The sequence below is a fragment of the Xanthomonas sp. A1809 genome, from assembly GCF_017746015.1.
Classification (GTDB): Bacteria; Pseudomonadota; Gammaproteobacteria; order Xanthomonadales; family Xanthomonadaceae; genus Xanthomonas; species Xanthomonas euvesicatoria.
In genome coordinates this window covers 59,428-75,026 of record NZ_JAGHWZ010000012.1, presented here as the reverse complement: position 1 = coordinate 75,026, position 15,599 = coordinate 59,428, and the positions used below count along the sequence as shown (strand labels likewise).

The 15,599-nt window shown below is 66.5% G+C and carries 14 protein-coding genes; 5 read left to right on the top strand and 9 right to left on the bottom strand.

Annotated features, from left to right (window positions below):
• Positions 1-205: 205 nt before the first annotated feature.
• The gene (locus J7396_RS16540) at positions 206-2,428 is read left to right on the top strand and encodes a primosomal protein N' (protein ID WP_209261748.1); all 2,223 of its coding nucleotides are present in this window, start codon (positions 206-208) and stop codon (positions 2,426-2,428) included.
• 271 nt (positions 2,429-2,699) lie between these two features.
• Here J7396_RS16540 and J7396_RS16535 read toward each other — a convergent pair whose 3' ends face one another.
• From J7396_RS16535 to J7396_RS16525, 3 genes are read right to left on the bottom strand one after another with little or no spacing between them, the layout of a single operon-like run.
• Positions 2,700-3,356: a glutathione S-transferase gene (locus J7396_RS16535; protein ID WP_209261747.1), complete on the bottom strand. Its 657-nt coding sequence runs from the start codon at positions 3,354-3,356 to the stop codon at positions 2,700-2,702.
• On the bottom strand, positions 3,353-4,183 hold the full coding sequence (locus tag J7396_RS16530; protein WP_029820487.1) for an NYN domain-containing protein: 831 nt from the start codon (positions 4,181-4,183) through the stop codon (positions 3,353-3,355). The genes J7396_RS16535 and J7396_RS16530 overlap by 4 nt, the downstream gene beginning before the upstream one ends.
• Entirely contained in the window at positions 4,180-4,704 is a 525-nt protein-coding gene (locus J7396_RS16525; protein ID WP_127166295.1) for a hypothetical protein, read from the bottom strand. Before J7396_RS16525 ends, J7396_RS16530 begins: the two co-directional genes overlap by 4 nt.
• Before the next feature lie 118 nt (positions 4,705-4,822).
• Between J7396_RS16525 and J7396_RS16520 the strand changes: the two genes are divergently transcribed.
• Positions 4,823-6,115, top strand: coding sequence for an NAD(P)/FAD-dependent oxidoreductase (locus J7396_RS16520; RefSeq protein WP_209261746.1), 1,293 nt, complete (start codon positions 4,823-4,825; stop codon positions 6,113-6,115).
• A gap of 50 nt (positions 6,116-6,165) precedes the next feature.
• Positions 6,166-6,780, top strand: coding sequence for a trimeric intracellular cation channel family protein (locus tag J7396_RS16515; RefSeq protein ID WP_011348802.1), 615 nt, complete (start codon positions 6,166-6,168; stop codon positions 6,778-6,780).
• A gap of 78 nt (positions 6,781-6,858) precedes the next feature.
• Here J7396_RS16515 and rpoH read toward each other — a convergent pair whose 3' ends face one another.
• The 6 genes from rpoH to rhlB all read right to left on the bottom strand — a co-directional run bounded on the left by rpoH (position 6,859) and on the right by rhlB (position 12,936).
• The gene (gene rpoH / locus J7396_RS16510) at positions 6,859-7,734 is read right to left on the bottom strand and encodes an RNA polymerase sigma factor RpoH (RefSeq protein WP_005911428.1); all 876 of its coding nucleotides are present in this window, start codon (positions 7,732-7,734) and stop codon (positions 6,859-6,861) included.
• A 198-nt stretch (positions 7,735-7,932) separates the two neighbouring features.
• Entirely contained in the window at positions 7,933-8,658 is a 726-nt protein-coding gene (gene ung / locus J7396_RS16505; protein WP_011348803.1) for a uracil-DNA glycosylase, read from the bottom strand.
• Entirely contained in the window at positions 8,655-9,497 is an 843-nt protein-coding gene (locus J7396_RS16500; RefSeq protein WP_003484494.1) for a response regulator, read from the bottom strand. Before J7396_RS16500 ends, ung begins: the two co-directional genes overlap by 4 nt.
• Positions 9,498-9,505: 8 nt before the next feature.
• On the bottom strand, positions 9,506-10,456 hold the full coding sequence (gene ftsX, locus J7396_RS16495; RefSeq protein WP_008577360.1) for a permease-like cell division protein FtsX: 951 nt from the start codon (positions 10,454-10,456) through the stop codon (positions 9,506-9,508).
• Complete coding sequence (ftsE, locus tag J7396_RS16490) at positions 10,453-11,139, bottom strand: cell division ATP-binding protein FtsE (RefSeq protein WP_003484499.1); 687 nt, start codon at positions 11,137-11,139, stop codon at positions 10,453-10,455. Before ftsE ends, ftsX begins: the two co-directional genes overlap by 4 nt.
• A gap of 75 nt (positions 11,140-11,214) precedes the next feature.
• On the bottom strand, positions 11,215-12,936 hold the full coding sequence (gene rhlB, locus J7396_RS16485; RefSeq protein ID WP_011348805.1) for an ATP-dependent RNA helicase RhlB: 1,722 nt from the start codon (positions 12,934-12,936) through the stop codon (positions 11,215-11,217).
• Positions 12,937-13,134: 198 nt separating this feature from the next.
• Between rhlB and trxA the strand changes: the two genes are divergently transcribed.
• Positions 13,135-13,476 carry a thioredoxin TrxA gene (gene trxA, locus J7396_RS16480; protein ID WP_005923050.1) on the top strand — a complete coding sequence of 114 codons (342 nt, stop codon included), beginning with the start codon at positions 13,135-13,137 and terminating at the stop codon, positions 13,474-13,476.
• 216 nt (positions 13,477-13,692) lie between these two features.
• A complete protein-coding gene (gene rho, locus J7396_RS16475) occupies positions 13,693-15,561 on the top strand; it encodes a transcription termination factor Rho (protein ID WP_209261745.1) in 1,869 nt (622 codons plus the stop codon).
• Positions 15,562-15,599: the final 38 nt, after the last annotated feature.

Genomic DNA, 15,599 nt, shown 5'->3' with positions numbered 1-15,599 from the left:
GAATCCATCGTCACAGCGTGGAGCACGACACTAATTCACAGGTTTATCCACAGCCAGTGTGGATAAACCCGTTTCCTTAACCCTCACATAGGTTTACGTCGTATTTATCACTTCCGTCACAGAAACGCGGCCGCTGCCTCGGGTTGGATTCGGGCCGATTCGGGGGCGGCCGCCGGCCTCTGGACAGGGTCGGTAGACTGGTCGGATGATTTCGACCGTCGCCACCCTGCGCGTCGCCTTGCCGGTGCCGCTGCCCCAGTTGTTCGACTATCTGCCTCCGACCGATGCGCCGTTGACGGACCCGGCGCGGGTCGGCTGCCGGGTGCGGGTGCCGTTCGGGCCGCGCGAGTTGGTCGGGGTGGTGGTGGAGATCGGGCAACTGCCCGCGGCCGACGGCTTGCGCCCGGCACTGGCGTGGTGCGACCAGGCCCCGCTGCTGGTGGATGAACTGGCCCGCTCGCTGCACTGGCTGGCCCGCTACACCCACGCCCCGCTCGGCGAGGCCCAGACCAGCGCCCTGCCCGGCCCGCTGCGCCGCGGCGAACCGCTGGCCGACACCCACGCCTGGGCCTGGCAGCTGACCGAAGCCGGCCACAGCGGTGCCGCCAGCCTGCGCGCGGGCAGCCGTCCCGCCCTGTTGGCGACCCTGCTGCTCACCGGCGCAGTGGGCGAAGAGCAACTGGATCCACTACTGCCGCAATGGCGGCAGGCAGCGCGCAGCCTGGCCAAACGCCACTACGCCGAGCGCGTGGCGGTGCCGGCCGACAGCATCCCGCCCCGTCCCGGCAGCGGCCCGCCGCTCAACGACGAACAGCAGGCCGCCGCCACCGCGATCCGCGCGCACAGTGGCTTTGCCACCTACCTGCTCGACGGCGTCACCGGCAGCGGCAAGACCGAGGTCTACCTGCAGGCCATTGCCGACTGCCTGGCCGCCGGCAAGCAGGCGTTGGTACTGGTACCGGAGATCGGCCTGACCCCGCAGACCCTGGGCCGCTTCCGTACCCGCCTGGGCGTGCCGGTGCACGCACTGCACTCGGGTCTGTCCGACGGCGAACGCGCGCGGGTATGGGCGGCGGCCTGGCGTGGCGAGGCAAAGCTGATCGTCGGCACCCGCTCGGCGGTGTTCACCCCGCTGCCCAACGCCGGCCTGATCGTGATCGACGAAGAGCACGACGGCAGCTACAAGCAGCAGGACGGCATCCGCTATCACGCGCGCGATTTCGCCTTGGTACGCGGCAAGGCGCTGGATGTGCCGGTGATACTGGGCAGTGCAACGCCATCGCTGGAAAGCCTGCACAACGCCTATTCCGGCCGCTACCAGCATCTGCGCCTGTCGCGGCGCGCCGGCGAAGCGCGCCCGCCGCGCGTACGCGTGCTCGACGTGCGCAAGCGCCCGCTCAAGGACGGCCTGTCGCCCGAGGTGCTGGCCGGTATCGGCGCCACCCTGGCGCGCGGCGAACAGGTCCTGGTGTTCAAGAACCGCCGCGGCTATGCACCGGTGCTGCTGTGCCACGACTGCGGCTGGACCGCGGCCTGCCAGCGCTGCAGCACGCCGCTGCACCAGACCCCGATGACCGTGCATGCCGGCGGCCGCCGTCTGCAGTGCCACCATTGCGGCGCGCGCCAACCTGCACCGCTGGCCTGCCCGGCCTGCGCCAGCCTCGCGCTGCAGCCGCAGGGCATCGGCACCGAGCGACTGGAGGAACGCCTGACCGAGGCGTTTCCGGACGTCCCGGTGGTGCGCATCGACCGCAGCACCACCCAGCGTCGCGACGCACTGGAGACCCAGCTGGCGCGCCTGGGCAGCGAGGCCGGCATCCTGGTGGGCACGCAAATCCTGGCCAAGGGCCACGACCTGCCACGGCTGACCATGGTGGTGGTGGTCGGCATCGACGAAGGCCTGTTCTCGGCCGACTTCCGCGCCGCCGAAAAACTGGCCCAGCAGTTGATCCAGGTAGCCGGACGCGCCGGGCGTGCCGACCGGCCGGGCGAAGTCTGGTTGCAGACCCATCACCCCGAACACCCGTTGCTGCAGACCCTGGTCAATGGCGGCTACCACGCCTTCGCCGACGCCGAACTGCAGCAGCGCGAAGCGGCCGGATTCCCTCCCTTCGCGCACCTGGCCTTGTTCCGTGCCGAAGCCAAGGATGTGGCCGCAGCCAATCAATTCCTGCTGGCGGTGCGCGGTTTGACCAGCGCCGACCCCGGCACGCAATCGCCGGCGTTTGCCGCGGTGGAATGCTACGGCCCGATGCCGGCACCGATGCCGCGCCGCGCCGGTTTCCAGCGCACGCAGTTGCTGTTGTCGGCGCAACAACGCGCGGCATTGCATCGCCTGCTCGACACCCAACTGCCGGCCATCTATACGCTACCGCAAGCCCGCCGTGTACGCTGGTCGCTGGATGTGGACCCGATCGACTTGTATTAGCGCACGGCGTCTCGACCATGGAGCAGAAGCCAGACCCACGTCTTGCGCGCTGTGCCCAGGTCATTGAGCGCAGTGGCGTGATCCTTGGTAGGAGCGCACCCGGGCGCGATGTGGCATGACGGGAATGCCCTCGCGCCCGGGTGCGCTCCTACGACACTGCAGGCTACCTGCCTGCGTGATGTACAAGGCCCACTTGCTTGCAGCACGTGCCGGGTCGGCAGCTCAGGCGGTGCCTGTCATGAATCGCATTGACTCAGCGTCGGCGCGACACTCAGGTCAGCGCGGTCATTACCGCGCGCCGGTATGCCGGCCGCGCACGCAGGCGCGCATACCACGCCTGCAGATGCGGCAATTCCGGTCGCTCGATCGGCATTTCGAACCACGCGTAGATGAAGCTGCCCAGCGGAATATCGCCCATCGCGAACTGCTCGCCGGACAGGTACGGCTGTTGCACCAATGCCGCATCGGCACGTGCGAGCAACTCGCCCGAGTGGGTCAACGCCGCAGCGATGCGTGCGTGATCGCGCTCGGCCTCGGGCGTGCGCAAAACGCCCCAGAACAGGTCGCGAAACACTCCAGCGAAAGTGGAAGTGGTCCAATCCATCCAGCGGTCGCCCAGCGCGCGCTCGGCCGGCGCATGCGGATACAACGCCGGCGCATATTGCGCGGCCAGATAGCGCACGATCGCGTTGGATTCCCACAGCACCAGCGCGCCATCCTGCAGTGTCGGCACCAGCCCGTTCGGGTTCAGCGCGCGATATTCCGGCGTGGTGTTGCCCCCGAACGCGCCGCCCACTTCGATCGAGGCGTAGGCCACGCCGGCTTCTTCGGCGCACCACAGCACCTTGCGTACATTGCTGGAATTGCGACGCCCCCACAGCGTGATCGTCGGCGGTGTGTGGTCGCTGGCTGCATGCGTCATCGTCATTTCCCCGGAGCAGGTTTGGCGGGCGCGCGCGCCGCGCGCTTGTTGGCCGGTGACGGCGCCGCTGCGGCAGGCGCAGCAGTTTTCGCGCCGCTGCCGCCACCCTTGGGCGCGTCGCGCACCCACAACGCCTGTTCGTCCTGCCTGATCTCGAACAAGCCGATCGCGCGTACCAGATCGCTGAGTTTGCGATAGCCATAGTTGCGTGGATCGAACGAGGCCTGGTTGGCCACCTGCTTGCCGACCGCACTCAGCAGCGCCCAACCATCGTCTTCGCAGGCGCTGACGATCGCATTGCGTAGCATTTGGACCAGACGCGTATCGCTGCGTAATGCGGTGGCGTCCTTGCGACCGGCAGCCGTTTCGCTGGCCGCTGCAGCCTGTTGCCCGAGCGCCTCGACATAGGTGAACTTGGAGCACGCATTGACGAATGGCGCCGGTGTCTTCTTCTCGCCGAAGCCATAGACCTTCATGCCGTCGGTCAGCAGCCGCATCACCAGCGGCGTGAAATCGGCATCGCTGGAGACGATCGCAAATCCATCCAGATTGCGCGCGTACAACAGGTCCATCGCATCGATCACCATCGCCATGTCCGAGGCGTTCTTGCCGGAACTGTAGGCAAATTGCTGGATCGGCCGGATCGCGTAGTCGTGCAATGCCGCCTCCCAACCTTTCAAGTGCGGGCTCTTCCAGTTGCCGTAGGCGCGGCGCACGTTGGCCACGCCGTAGCGCGCCACTTCGGCCAGCACCACATCGATCTTTCCGGCCGGCGCATTGTCCGCATCGATCAGCAGCGCGATGCGTTTGTCAGGGTTGTCGATCATGCTCATTGCTCCAGGGAGTTCGCAGATTCGGTCTTGAAGTCGGTGTCGGTGTCCATCTCACTCTCCTCCACGTCGGTCTCGGCCGGCAATGTGTACTCGGTACCATCGCGCAGCGTGAGCACGCCCGTACTCAGGATCTCGCGTTCGGCACCGTCGCTGACCCAGGTGGCATGCACGCGCCCGGTGCCGCGATCGCCTTGCACATCGAACACGAACTCATCGCTCCCCGGTGCCAGACTGGTGCGATACAGATCCACCCGCATGTCGCGGATCTGCCCGATATGTTCCTGCACCACGGCATCGGCCTGCAGCGCACTGCGCGCCTGATCGGCAAACAACGACCAGCCGGTCGACATCAACCAGATGAGCGCGCCAAACACCAGCATCGCCATCAGCACCACGCACGTCGCCACGCCAATCAGCCCGATCGCCACACTACTGAGCGACTTTGGGGCGACAGCTGCCGGCGACGGTGCAGCGGGTGGCACAGACGACAACGGCGGCAACGGCGGCGGGAGCGACGACATGGGCTGGCCGGAAGCGGGAGATGCGACATGATGCCGCAGGCGGGCCGCGCTCACGCGGCATGTTCATTGCCGATGCGGCATCCTGCTGGGCCCGCGTCGCACTCCATCGGACCTCACGATGACCTCTCCCCCCTCCCAAGCTCCGCTGCGTCTGGTTGTGGTTGGCGGCGGATTCGCCGGCTTATGGGCGACCCGCGCGCTCGACGACCCCGGCATCCGCATCACCCTGGTCGACCGCCAGAACCACCACCTGTTCCAGCCGCTGCTGTACCAGGTGGCCACCGCCGGTTTGTCGGCACCGGACATCGCCGCGCCGCTCCGGCACATCCTGCGCGAGCAACGCAATGTCGAAGTACTGCTCGGCGATGTCACCGATATCGCACCAGACCGCCGCGAGGTGGTGTTGGCCGATGGCAGCACGCTCGGCTACGACATGCTGCTGCTGGCCACCGGCGCCACCCATGCCTATTTCGGTAACGACCAATGGGCCGAACACGCCCCCGGCCTGAAAACGCTGTACGACGCGCTGGTGCTGCGGCGCAAGCTGCTGCTGGCCTTCGAACGCGCAGAAGCCGAATCCGACCCCGCCGCACGCGCCGCCTGGCTGAGCTTTGCCGTGGTCGGCGGCGGGCCCACCGGCGTCGAACTGGCCGGCACCCTGGCCGAAATCGCCCGCCACACGCTCAAGAACGAGTTCCGCCACATCGACCCGCGGCAGGCGCGCGTGCGCCTGGTCGAAGCCGGTCCGCGCGTGCTGCCCTCGTTTCCGGAAGATCTCACTGCCAAGGCGCGCAAGCAGCTGGAACGTCTGGGCGTGGAGGTGCACACCGGAACTCCGGTCACGCAGATCGATGCCTTGGGCTACCAGCTCGGCGACACCTTCGTGCCGGCACGCACCGTGGTGTGGGCCGCCGGCGTGGCCGCCTCGCCGCTGGCGCGTACGCTGGGCGTGCCGCTGGATCGCGCCGGCCGCGTGCTGGTCGAGGCCGACCTCAGCGTACCGGGCCACCCGGACATCTTCGTCGGCGGCGATCTGGCCTCGGTGCAGCAGGACGGCCGCCCGGTGCCGGGCGTGGCGCCGGCCGCCAAGCAGATGGGCAAGCACATCGCCAAGGCGATCCGGGCGCGGCAGCGCGGCCAGACCGCCCCGGCGTTTCGCTACCAGGACTACGGCAACCTGGCCACGATCGGCCGCATGGCCGCCATCGTGCATGTGGGCAAGCTCAAGTTGTCCGGCATCGTCGCCTGGTGGTTCTGGCTGGCTGCGCACGTGTACTTTCTGATCGGCTTCCGCAACCGGTTCGTGGTGCTGGTGAACTGGGCGATGGCGTACTGGAGCTACCAGCGCGCCGCACGCATCATCTTTGGCGGCGCCGCCGACGACCCGCCGCCCAGCAGCAAGGACGGGTGATAGCGGCGCAGGCCGTGCGATGCTGTGCGGCCTGATTCGACGACCCGATCGTGGCAACTGTCCTGTTCCTGCTGGATCTGCTCGGCACCTTCGTGTTCGCCCTGAGCGGCGCGACCTTGGCGGTGCGCAACCGCCTGGACCTGTTCGGCGTGCTGGTGCTCTCCTGCGCGGCAGCGGTGTCCGGCGGCATCGTGCGCGATGTGCTGATCGGCGCCACCCCGCCGGCCGCGCTGGTGCAGCCGCAGTATCTGCTGGTGGCCTGCCTGGCCGGGGTGGCCGGGTTCTATTGGCATGCAGCGGTGGAGCGGCTGCGCAACCCGGTGCAACTCTTCGATGCGGCCGGATTGGCGCTGTTTGCGGTCTACGGCACCAGCAAGGCGCTGGACTATCACCTCAGCCCACTCAGCGCGACGCTGCTGGGCATGCTCAGCGGCATCGGCGGAGGCATCGCGCGCGATCTGCTGGTGGCACGCACGCCGGTGGTGTTGCAGGCCGAACTGTATGCGGTCGCCGCGCTCGCCGGTGGCGGGCTGGTCGCGATCGGGCACGTCCTGGATGTGCCGCAGGCCTGGTCGTTGGCGACCGGCGCCGGCGTGTGTTTCGGCCTGCGCTTCATGGCCATCCGCTACGGCTGGCATCTGCCGGTGGCGCGCCCGCCGGAGTAGCAATCGCGTAACACCACATATGCAAACGGCCCGGAAAACCGGGCCGTCTGTACAACCACTCGCGCAAGACCGACAGGGTCAGGCGACGAACAGCGCCTTCATCTTCTTCAGCGCATTGGCTTCGATCTGGCGGATACGCTCGGCCGAGACGCCGTATTCGTCTGCCAGTTCCTGCAGCGTCACCTTGGAATCGGAATCCAGCCAACGGCGCTTGACGATGTCGCGCGAGCGCGCGTCCAGTCCAGCCATGCCTTCGCGCAGCAGCTGCAGCTGGTTGTCTTCGCTGTCGTGACGCTCGTACGCCTGCGACGGGTCTTCTTCATTGGCGACCAGATAGCTCACCGGCGACGGCGGGCCGTGATCGTCGTCTTCGTCCGACGACGCGTCGAAACCGATATCGCGACCGGACAGCCGCGACTCCATCTCCATCACTTCACGCTCGGAGACGTTCAGGTCCTTGGCAACCGCAGTCACTTCCGACGCATTGAGCCAGCCCAGACGGGTCTTGGACTTGCGCAGGTTGAAGAACAGCTTGCGCTGCGCCTTGGTGGTGGCGACCTTGACGATGCGCCAGTTCTTCAGGATGAACTCGTGCATCTCGGCACGGATCCAGTGCACCGCGAAGCTGACCAGGCGCACGCCCATGTCTGGGTCGAAGCGCTTGACCGCCTTCATCAGGCCGATATTGCCTTCCTGGATCAGGTCGCCCAGCGGCAGGCCGTAGCCGTTGTAGCCGCGGGCCACGTGCACCACGAAGCGCAGGTGGGAATGGACCAGTTCGCGCGCGGCGTCCAGGTCCAGCTCGTCGCGGAAGCGACGGGCCAGATCCTGCTCCTCATCGACCGACAGCACCGGGATCTGGTGCACGGCACCGATGTAGGCGTCCAGCGAACCGAGCGCACTGGGAATCGGGAGATTGTTTGCCACAAGGGCAGTTGAGGTAGTCTGGTTCATAGGCACCATCTTAGCAGTCGAACTATTGGACTGCCGGGTACAGAAAGAGTTCCCAGCATTCCATTTATAGAACGTTCGGGTGTTTGGCATCACCGGTGTTCTACAGCCCGGCACCCCAAATTCGAGGCTTACGGTATCACCAAGCCCCTGTGCAAACCGTGACAAATTGGTTGCGCAACGAGATGCCGCCAGCGTCGTTCAGGCGCCGGTGGAGGTGGTGTCCAGCGCGCTGCGCGGTGGCAGCGACCAGTCGATCGGGCTCAGACCACGCCGCCGCAAATGGTCGTTGGTCTTGGAAAAATGCCGGCAACCCAGGAAGCCGCGGTGCGCCGACAGCGGCGAAGGATGCGGCGCCTTCAAGACCCGATGGCGTGCCTGGTCGATGACCTTGCCCTTGGACTGCGCATAGCTGCCCCACAGCAGAAACACCAGCCCTTCGCGCTCGCGATTGAGGGTGTCCACCACATGATCGGTGAAGCCTTCCCAGCCCTTGTTCTGGTGGGCGCCGGCGCGCCCCTGCTCCACCGTCAGCACGGCATTGAGCAGCAGCACGCCCTGGCGCGCCCAGGGCATCAGGTAGCCGTGATCCGGCCGCGCGATCCCCAGGTCGTCCTGGATCTCCTTGTAGATGTTGAGCAGCGACGGCGGCACCGGCACGCCGGGCAATACCGAGAAGCACAGCCCATGCGCCTGACCTTCGCCGTGATACGGGTCCTGGCCCAGGATCACCACCTTGACCTGTTCGAACGGGGTGGCGTCGAAGGCGGCGAAGATCTGCGGGCCGGGCGGAAACACCCGTGCTCCGGCCGCCTTGCGCTGGCGCAGGAATGCCGACAGCTCCTGCATCTGCGGGCGCAGCAGCCAGTCGCCCACTCTTGCCTTCCACGACGGTTCCAGCTGGATGCGTCCCTCCCCTTCAGTCATAGCGTGACAGCCTGATCCTCCAGGCGTGCCAGGCGCAGCTGGAACAACACCTTGGTCACCAGCAGGCGCTCTTCGATCGGTTTCTGCACCAGATCGTTGGCACCGGCCCGCAGCAAGTCGGATTGATTGCGCGGGTTGGTGTCGCCGGTCATCACCAGCACCGGCAGGCGGCGCTTGCCGTAGGCGAAATCGATGCGGATACGCTCGACCACGTCGCGGCCGTTGAGCTCGCCTTTCAGGGTCACGTCGGTCAGCACCACGTCGATGCGGCGTTCGGTGCGGCCCAGCGATTCGGCGGTGAGCAGCGCAAAGGCATCTTCGGCGGTGAGCACGTGCACCACTTTCAGGCTCTGCCGTTCGAGCATGCGCTTGGTCGCCTCGGCCACCACGCGGCTGTCTTCGATGTAGAGCACGGTCGCCCCCACCACCGGCTCGGGCTGCACGTAGCCGCGGATGAAGGTCGCCAGGGCTTCATGGCCCAGCGCCTTGTCGAAATAATCGGTGACGTACTCGGTGAATCGGCGCTCCACCAGATGCTGCTGCGCATCGCCGGAGACCACGATTACCGGTACATAGGCCTGCCCGGCGGTTTCGCGCACGCTGCGCGCCAGGGTCAGGCCGTCGCCATCGGGCAGCGACAGCGAGGTGGTGACCAGATCCACGGCGCCGGCTTCCAGCGCCTGCCGCGCTTCGGCAATGTTGGAACAGCCGATCACCTGCACATTGGGCAGGTCGCGCTTGAGCACGTCGGCAATCAGCTTGCGCACCAACTTGGAACCATCGACCACCATCACGCGCGGTGCGTCGCTGATCAGGTGTTTGAGATCTGGTGGATGCATGGCAGGCCTCAGGTCTCGGTAGGACGGGTCTGGCGAAGGAAATGGCCGGTCACCAGCCAGGCACCCAACCAACCCAGGACTAAGGTGCCGACCAGCACCATCGCAGAATGCAACAGATCCAGCCCGTGCAGGGTAAAAGAACTGCCGTAACTGTCGGCCAATGTCGCCAACGGCGCACGCAATGCCAGGCCCGAGGCGGCGATCAGAGCGAGCGCGACAGCGCCGGCGCCGAGTCCGTACCACGCGCCCAGATACAAAAACGGGCGGCGGATGAAGCCATCGCTGGCGCCGAGCAACTGCAGCACGCCGATTTCCTCGCGCCGCGACTGAATGTCCAGCCGCACGGTGTTGCCGACCACCAGCACCGCACCGATCCCGAGCAGGGCAGACAACACCTGGACCAGGCGCTCGCCGAAGTGCAGCCAGCCATCCAGGCGCTTGCGCCACAGCGCATCGTGCTGCACCTGATCGGTCTGCGGCAGCGCCTGCAGCGCATTGGCCAGCTGCGCGTCGTCGGTCGCATCGGCGGGAGTGACGATCAGCAAGGTGGGCAGCGGGTTGTCGCCCAGCGCATCGGCCGCTTCATCGAGCTTGGCGCTCTCGCGCAGCGCGGCCAAGCCCTGCTCCGGCGTGCGCAGCGTGACCTTGGCGACATCCGGGCGTGCACGCAGCTCGCCGGCCAGCGCCTGCGCCGCCTCGGCAGCCACGTCGACCTTCAGAAACAGATTGATCTCGCGCGACTGCTGCACGCTGCCGGCCAGCAGCTTGACGTTATCCAGCGCGATCGACAGCCCCAGCGGCAGGGCCAGGGCCAGGGCCATCACCACGATGGTCAGCAACGTGGCCCACGGCTTGCGCATCGCACGGCCCAGGCTGAAGGCAATGCTGTGCAGATGGTGGTCGATCCAGACGCCGAGCCGCGACGGCGCGACGGTTTCGGTATTGGCGGGCTTGCTCATTCGGCCAGGTCCTGCGGCGAGATGTCGTCGACCAGGCGGCCGTGATCCAGGATCAGCACGCGCTTGCGCATCTGCTTGAGCAGCGCCAGGTCGTGGCTGACCACCAGCACGCTGGTGCCACGGGCCGGAAGTTCGGCGAACAACTGCATGATTTCCGCGGCCAGTGCCGGGTCGAGATTGCCGGTGGGCTCATCGGCCACCAGCAGCCGCGGTTCGCCGACGATGGCGCGCGCGATGCCCACGCGTTGCTGCTCGCCGGCAGACAATTGCGACGGCAGGGCTTTCTCGCGATGGGCCAGACCGATGCGCTCCAATGCCGAGCGCACGCGCTTGCCGATCTCGGCACGCCGGGTGCCGCGCAAGATCAGCGGCAGGGCCACGTTCTCGGCGATGCTGCGGTCGTTGAGCAGACGGTGGTCCTGATAGACCGCACCCACCTGGCGCCGATGCAGCGGAATCTGCCGGCCACGTACCTTGAGCAAGTTACGTTCGCCCAGCAGTACCGCGCCCTGACTCGGGCGTTCGCTGAGGTGGATCAATTTGAGCAAGGTACTTTTGCCGGCGCCGGAGTGGCCGGTCACGAACAGCATCTCGCCATCGGCCACTTCGAAGCTGACATCGGTCAGCGCCTGGTGGCCACCGGCGTAGTGCTTGCTGACGTTGTCGAAACGCAGAACGGTCATTCAGCGATTATGCCGGAGCGTCAGTGCTTGCGTCGCATCGCCGATGCGCGGCGATGCGATCAGTGCCGCAAACGGTCAGTTGCCTGAGACCAGCGAACGCAGTCGGCGGCCGATCCGGCTGAGCAGCGAGGGGCTGCCCGACGGCTTGGCGGCGGCACGCACCGGCTTGGCAACCACCTGGGTGGGCTTACGCGGTGCGGCAGGTGCGGGAACCGGCGTGGATGCCACTGCCGGCTCGGCACCCTCGACCGGACGACCGTTACGACGACGCCGACGCTTGCGTGGCGCGCGCTCGGCATCGGCCACGCCCGCGGAAGGTGCCTGTCCCGCCGCTGCGGCAACGACCGGATGTTCGGTCGACGCCGCAGTTGCAGGCGCCTGGCCTTCCACCCGTGGCTTGCGACGCGGACGCGGCTTGCCATCGGCACCGGCGCCTTCGCGGCGACCACCGCCACCGCCACTGCCGCTGCGCGACCCGCCCGAACCACTGCGCCCGCCACCGCGACGCTGTTCTTCGGCGGCGCGCTGCTCGCGCGCTTCGCGGAAGATCGTGCCCACGCTGTCGCCAGCGTCGTCGTCGGCCTCTTCGCCTTCCACCGGCACGCGTGGCGCACGCGGCAGCGGCGTCAGCAGTTCGGACGTCACCGGCTCGACCGGGATCTTCTGCTCGATATAGGCCTCGATGTCCGGCAGGCTCATCGCATAGCGTTCGCAGGCGAAGCTGATCGCATCGCCTTCTTCGCCCAGGCGTGCGGTGCGGCCGATGCGATGGACGTAGTCTTCGGCGTCGAACGGCAGGTCGTAGTTGTAGACGTACTTGACGCCATCGATATGCAGACCGCGCGCAGCCACGTCGGTGGCGACCAGGATTTCGAGCTGGCCTTTCTGGAAGCGGTTGAGCAGCGACTCGCGCTTCTTCTGCGGCACATCGCCCGACAGCACGCCGACCCGGTAGCCGTGCCGCTCCAGGGTGCGCGCCACGCGCTCCACGAACGCCTTGGTATTGACGAACACCATGGTGCGCGCGCCTTCGCTGCGCGACAGCAAGCCCAACAGCAGCGTCTGCTTCTCTTCGTCGGAGGGGAAATAGATGCGCTGGCGCACCCGCGCAGCGGTGATGCTTTCGGTTTCGACGACCAGCTTTTCCGGCTCGTTCATGTGCTCGTAGGCCAGCTCCAGCACGCGGTGGCTGAGCGTGGCCGAGAACAACAACGTCTGCCGGGTGCCGCGCTCGGGCATGCGCCGCAGCAGGAAGCGGATGTCCTTGATGAAGCCCAGGTCGAACATGCGGTCGGCCTCGTCCAGCACGCAGATCTCGCAGGCGTGCAGCGAGACCACCTTGTGCTGCTTGACGTAGTCGATCAGGCGGCCCGGGGTGGCGATGATCACGTCCACGCCCTGCTGCAACAGTTCGCGCTGTTTGTCGTAATCCACCCCGCCATAGACCAGCGCAAAGCGCAGGCCAAGGTCGGCGCCGAACTTCACTGCGTCCTTGTGGATCTGGATCGCCAGCTCGCGGGTCGGCGCCAGGATCAGCGCGCGCGGGTCTTCCGGCTTGCGGTCGGCCAGGGCCGGGCGGATCAGCAGCCGATTCATCACCGCGACCAGGAACGCCAAGGTCTTGCCGGTACCGGTCTGGGCCTGGCCGGCGACATCGCCGCCCGGCAGCGCGACCGGCAAGGTCAGCGCCTGGATCGGGGTACAGCGGGTAAACCCGGCGCTCTCCAGCCCGGCGATCAAGGCCGGATGCAGATCGAACGAGGAAAAGGTCACATCGGTCAGCGGTTTGTCGCTCATTATTCCGTCTTCGTGAGGCGCCCTGGGCAGCCCGGGCGCGGCTTGCATCGATGCCGACAGCGTCGCAAACTGCGGCTGTTGTGGCGGACAGCGCGGCTTCAGGACTGACACTTGATTCAGTCGCGCAATGCCCCAGTTTAGCGCAATGTAGCGGCCTGCCCGTTCGGGTGGGCCGTTTTGGTTTCCAGGAGACCCAAGGTGAGCGATAAGGTTCAACATGTCGGCGATGCCGACTTCGACACAGCTGTACTGCAATCGGGCGAACCGGTTCTGGTGGATTTCTGGGCCGAGTGGTGCGGCCCGTGCAAGATGATCGCCCCGGTGCTGGACGATCTGGCCGACACCTATCAGGGCCGCCTCAAGGTCGCCAAGGTGAATGTGGACCAGAACCGTGCGCTGGCCATCAAGTACCATGTGCGCTCGATCCCGATGCTGTTGCTGTTCAAGGACGGGCAGGTGCAGGCGACCCAGATCGGTGCCGTCGGCAAGGGCCAGCTGACCCAGATGATCGACAAGACCCTGGGTGGCGCGGCCGCCTGAGCAAGCGGGCGTCCAGCAATGGGCGCCCGATGATGCGCCGGCAGTTAAATCATGCCCGGGAAGACGCTTGCGCGGTCACGCGCGGCGGTGATAGTGTCAGTTGGTCCGGCACACGTTCGTGCGCCGCCGCACCCCTCTAGAAGCTCTTCTAGACTCCCATCTACCACCAGTTCGCCCCCTAGTTGGGCGCTCGCACCTTAGCGAGGAATCACGCACTTGTCCGATCATCCTTCCTCCGATACCGGGAGCAGCGTCGACGCTCCCGTCGAGAAGCGCGTGCGCAAGCCGCGCGTGAGCAAGACCGCCGCCGCCACTGAAGAGGCTGGCGCACAGCAGCCCAACCTGCCCTTGCCCACCAGTCCCGCACCCGAAGCACCCCGTGCCCCGCAGGCACCGTCGCGCGCTGCCGATCCGGCACCGGCGCAGACGTCCAGCGATGGCGCACACGCCGGTCAGGCGCCCAGCGCCAGCCACGGCGGCGACACCCACGGCGAGCCCCGCGAGGGTGGCCAGTCGCAGCAGCAGCGCTTCAACCAGGCGCAGCAACAGCAGAACCAGAATCAAGGCCAGAACCAGGGCCAAGGTCAGCAGCAGGGCCAGAACCAGAACGCCGGCCAGAATCAGCAAGGCCAGGGCGGTCAGGGTCAGGGACAAAACCAGCAAGGCCAGAACCAGCAGGGCAACCGCCGTGACCGGTTCCGCAACCGCCGCGACCGCGGCCCGCGCGACCGCTTCGGCAACGACGGCGGCATGCCCTCGTCCGACGGCAACAACGAGCCGTTCATCGCGCGTCCGCATCCGGCCGTGCCGGAAGGTTTTCCGGTGTATTCGCTGAGCGACCTCAAGCAGATGCCGGCGCAGAAGCTGCTGGACATCGCCGACCAGCTCAACATCCAGGAAGGCGTGGCGCGTGCGCGCAAGCAGGACGTGATCTTCGCCCTGCTCAAGGTGCTGACCCGTCACGGTGAAGGCGTTGCCGCCGATGGCGTGCTGGAAATCCTGCCCGACGGCTTCGGTTTCCTGCGTGCGGCAGAAGCCAGCTACCTGGCCGGCCCGGACGATACCTATATCTCGCCCAGCCAGATCCGTCGCTTCAACCTGCGCACCGGCGACCACCTGTCCGGCCGCATCCGCTTCCCCAAGGACGGCGAACGCTATTTCGCGCTGTCGATCGTCGACACCATCAACGGCGAGCCGCTGGAAGCGAGCAAGAACAAGGTCCTGTTCGAGAACCTGACCCCGCTGTTCCCGCGCCGCCGCTTCCGTCTGGAGCGTGGCGATGGCTCCACCGAGGACATCACCGGCCGCATCCTGGATCTGATGGCACCGCAGGGCAAGGGTCAGCGTGCGCTGATCGTCTCCCCGCCCAAGGCCGGTAAGACGATGATGATGCAGCAGGTGGCCACGGCCATCACCACCAATCATCCCGAAGTGCACATGATCGTGCTGCTCATCGACGAGCGTCCGGAAGAAGTGACCGAAATGCAGCGCACCGTGCGCGGCGAAGTCATCTCCTCCACGTTCGACGAGCCGGCTGCGCGTCACGTGCAGGTTGCCGAGATGGTGATCGAGCGGGCCAAGCGCCTGGTCGAGCACAAGAAGGACGTGGTGATCCTGCTGGACTCCATCACCCGCCTGGCGCGCGCTTACAACAACGTGGTGCCCAGCTCCGGCAAGGTGCTCACCGGCGGTGTGGACGCCAACGCCCTGCACCGCCCGAAGCGTTTCTTCGGTGCGGCGCGTAACGTGGAAGAAGGTGGCTCGCTGACCATCATCGCCACGGCGCTGGTGGAAACCGGCAGCAAGATGGACGAGGTGATCTACGAAGAGTTCAAGGGCACCGGCAACAGCGAAGTGCACCTGAACCGTCGCATCACCGAAAAGCGCGTGTACCCGGCAATCGACATCAACCGTTCGGGCACGCGCCGCGAAGATCTGTTGATCGAGCCGGAACTGCTGCAGAAGATCTGGATCCTGCGCAAGCTGCTGCACCCGATGGACGAAATCGCGGCAATGGAATTCCTGTTGGACAAGATGAAGACCACCAAGTCCAACGACGAGTTCTTCAGTTCGATGAAGCGCTGAGTCCAGTCGGTTCATCGAGACGAAAAAGCCCCGCATTG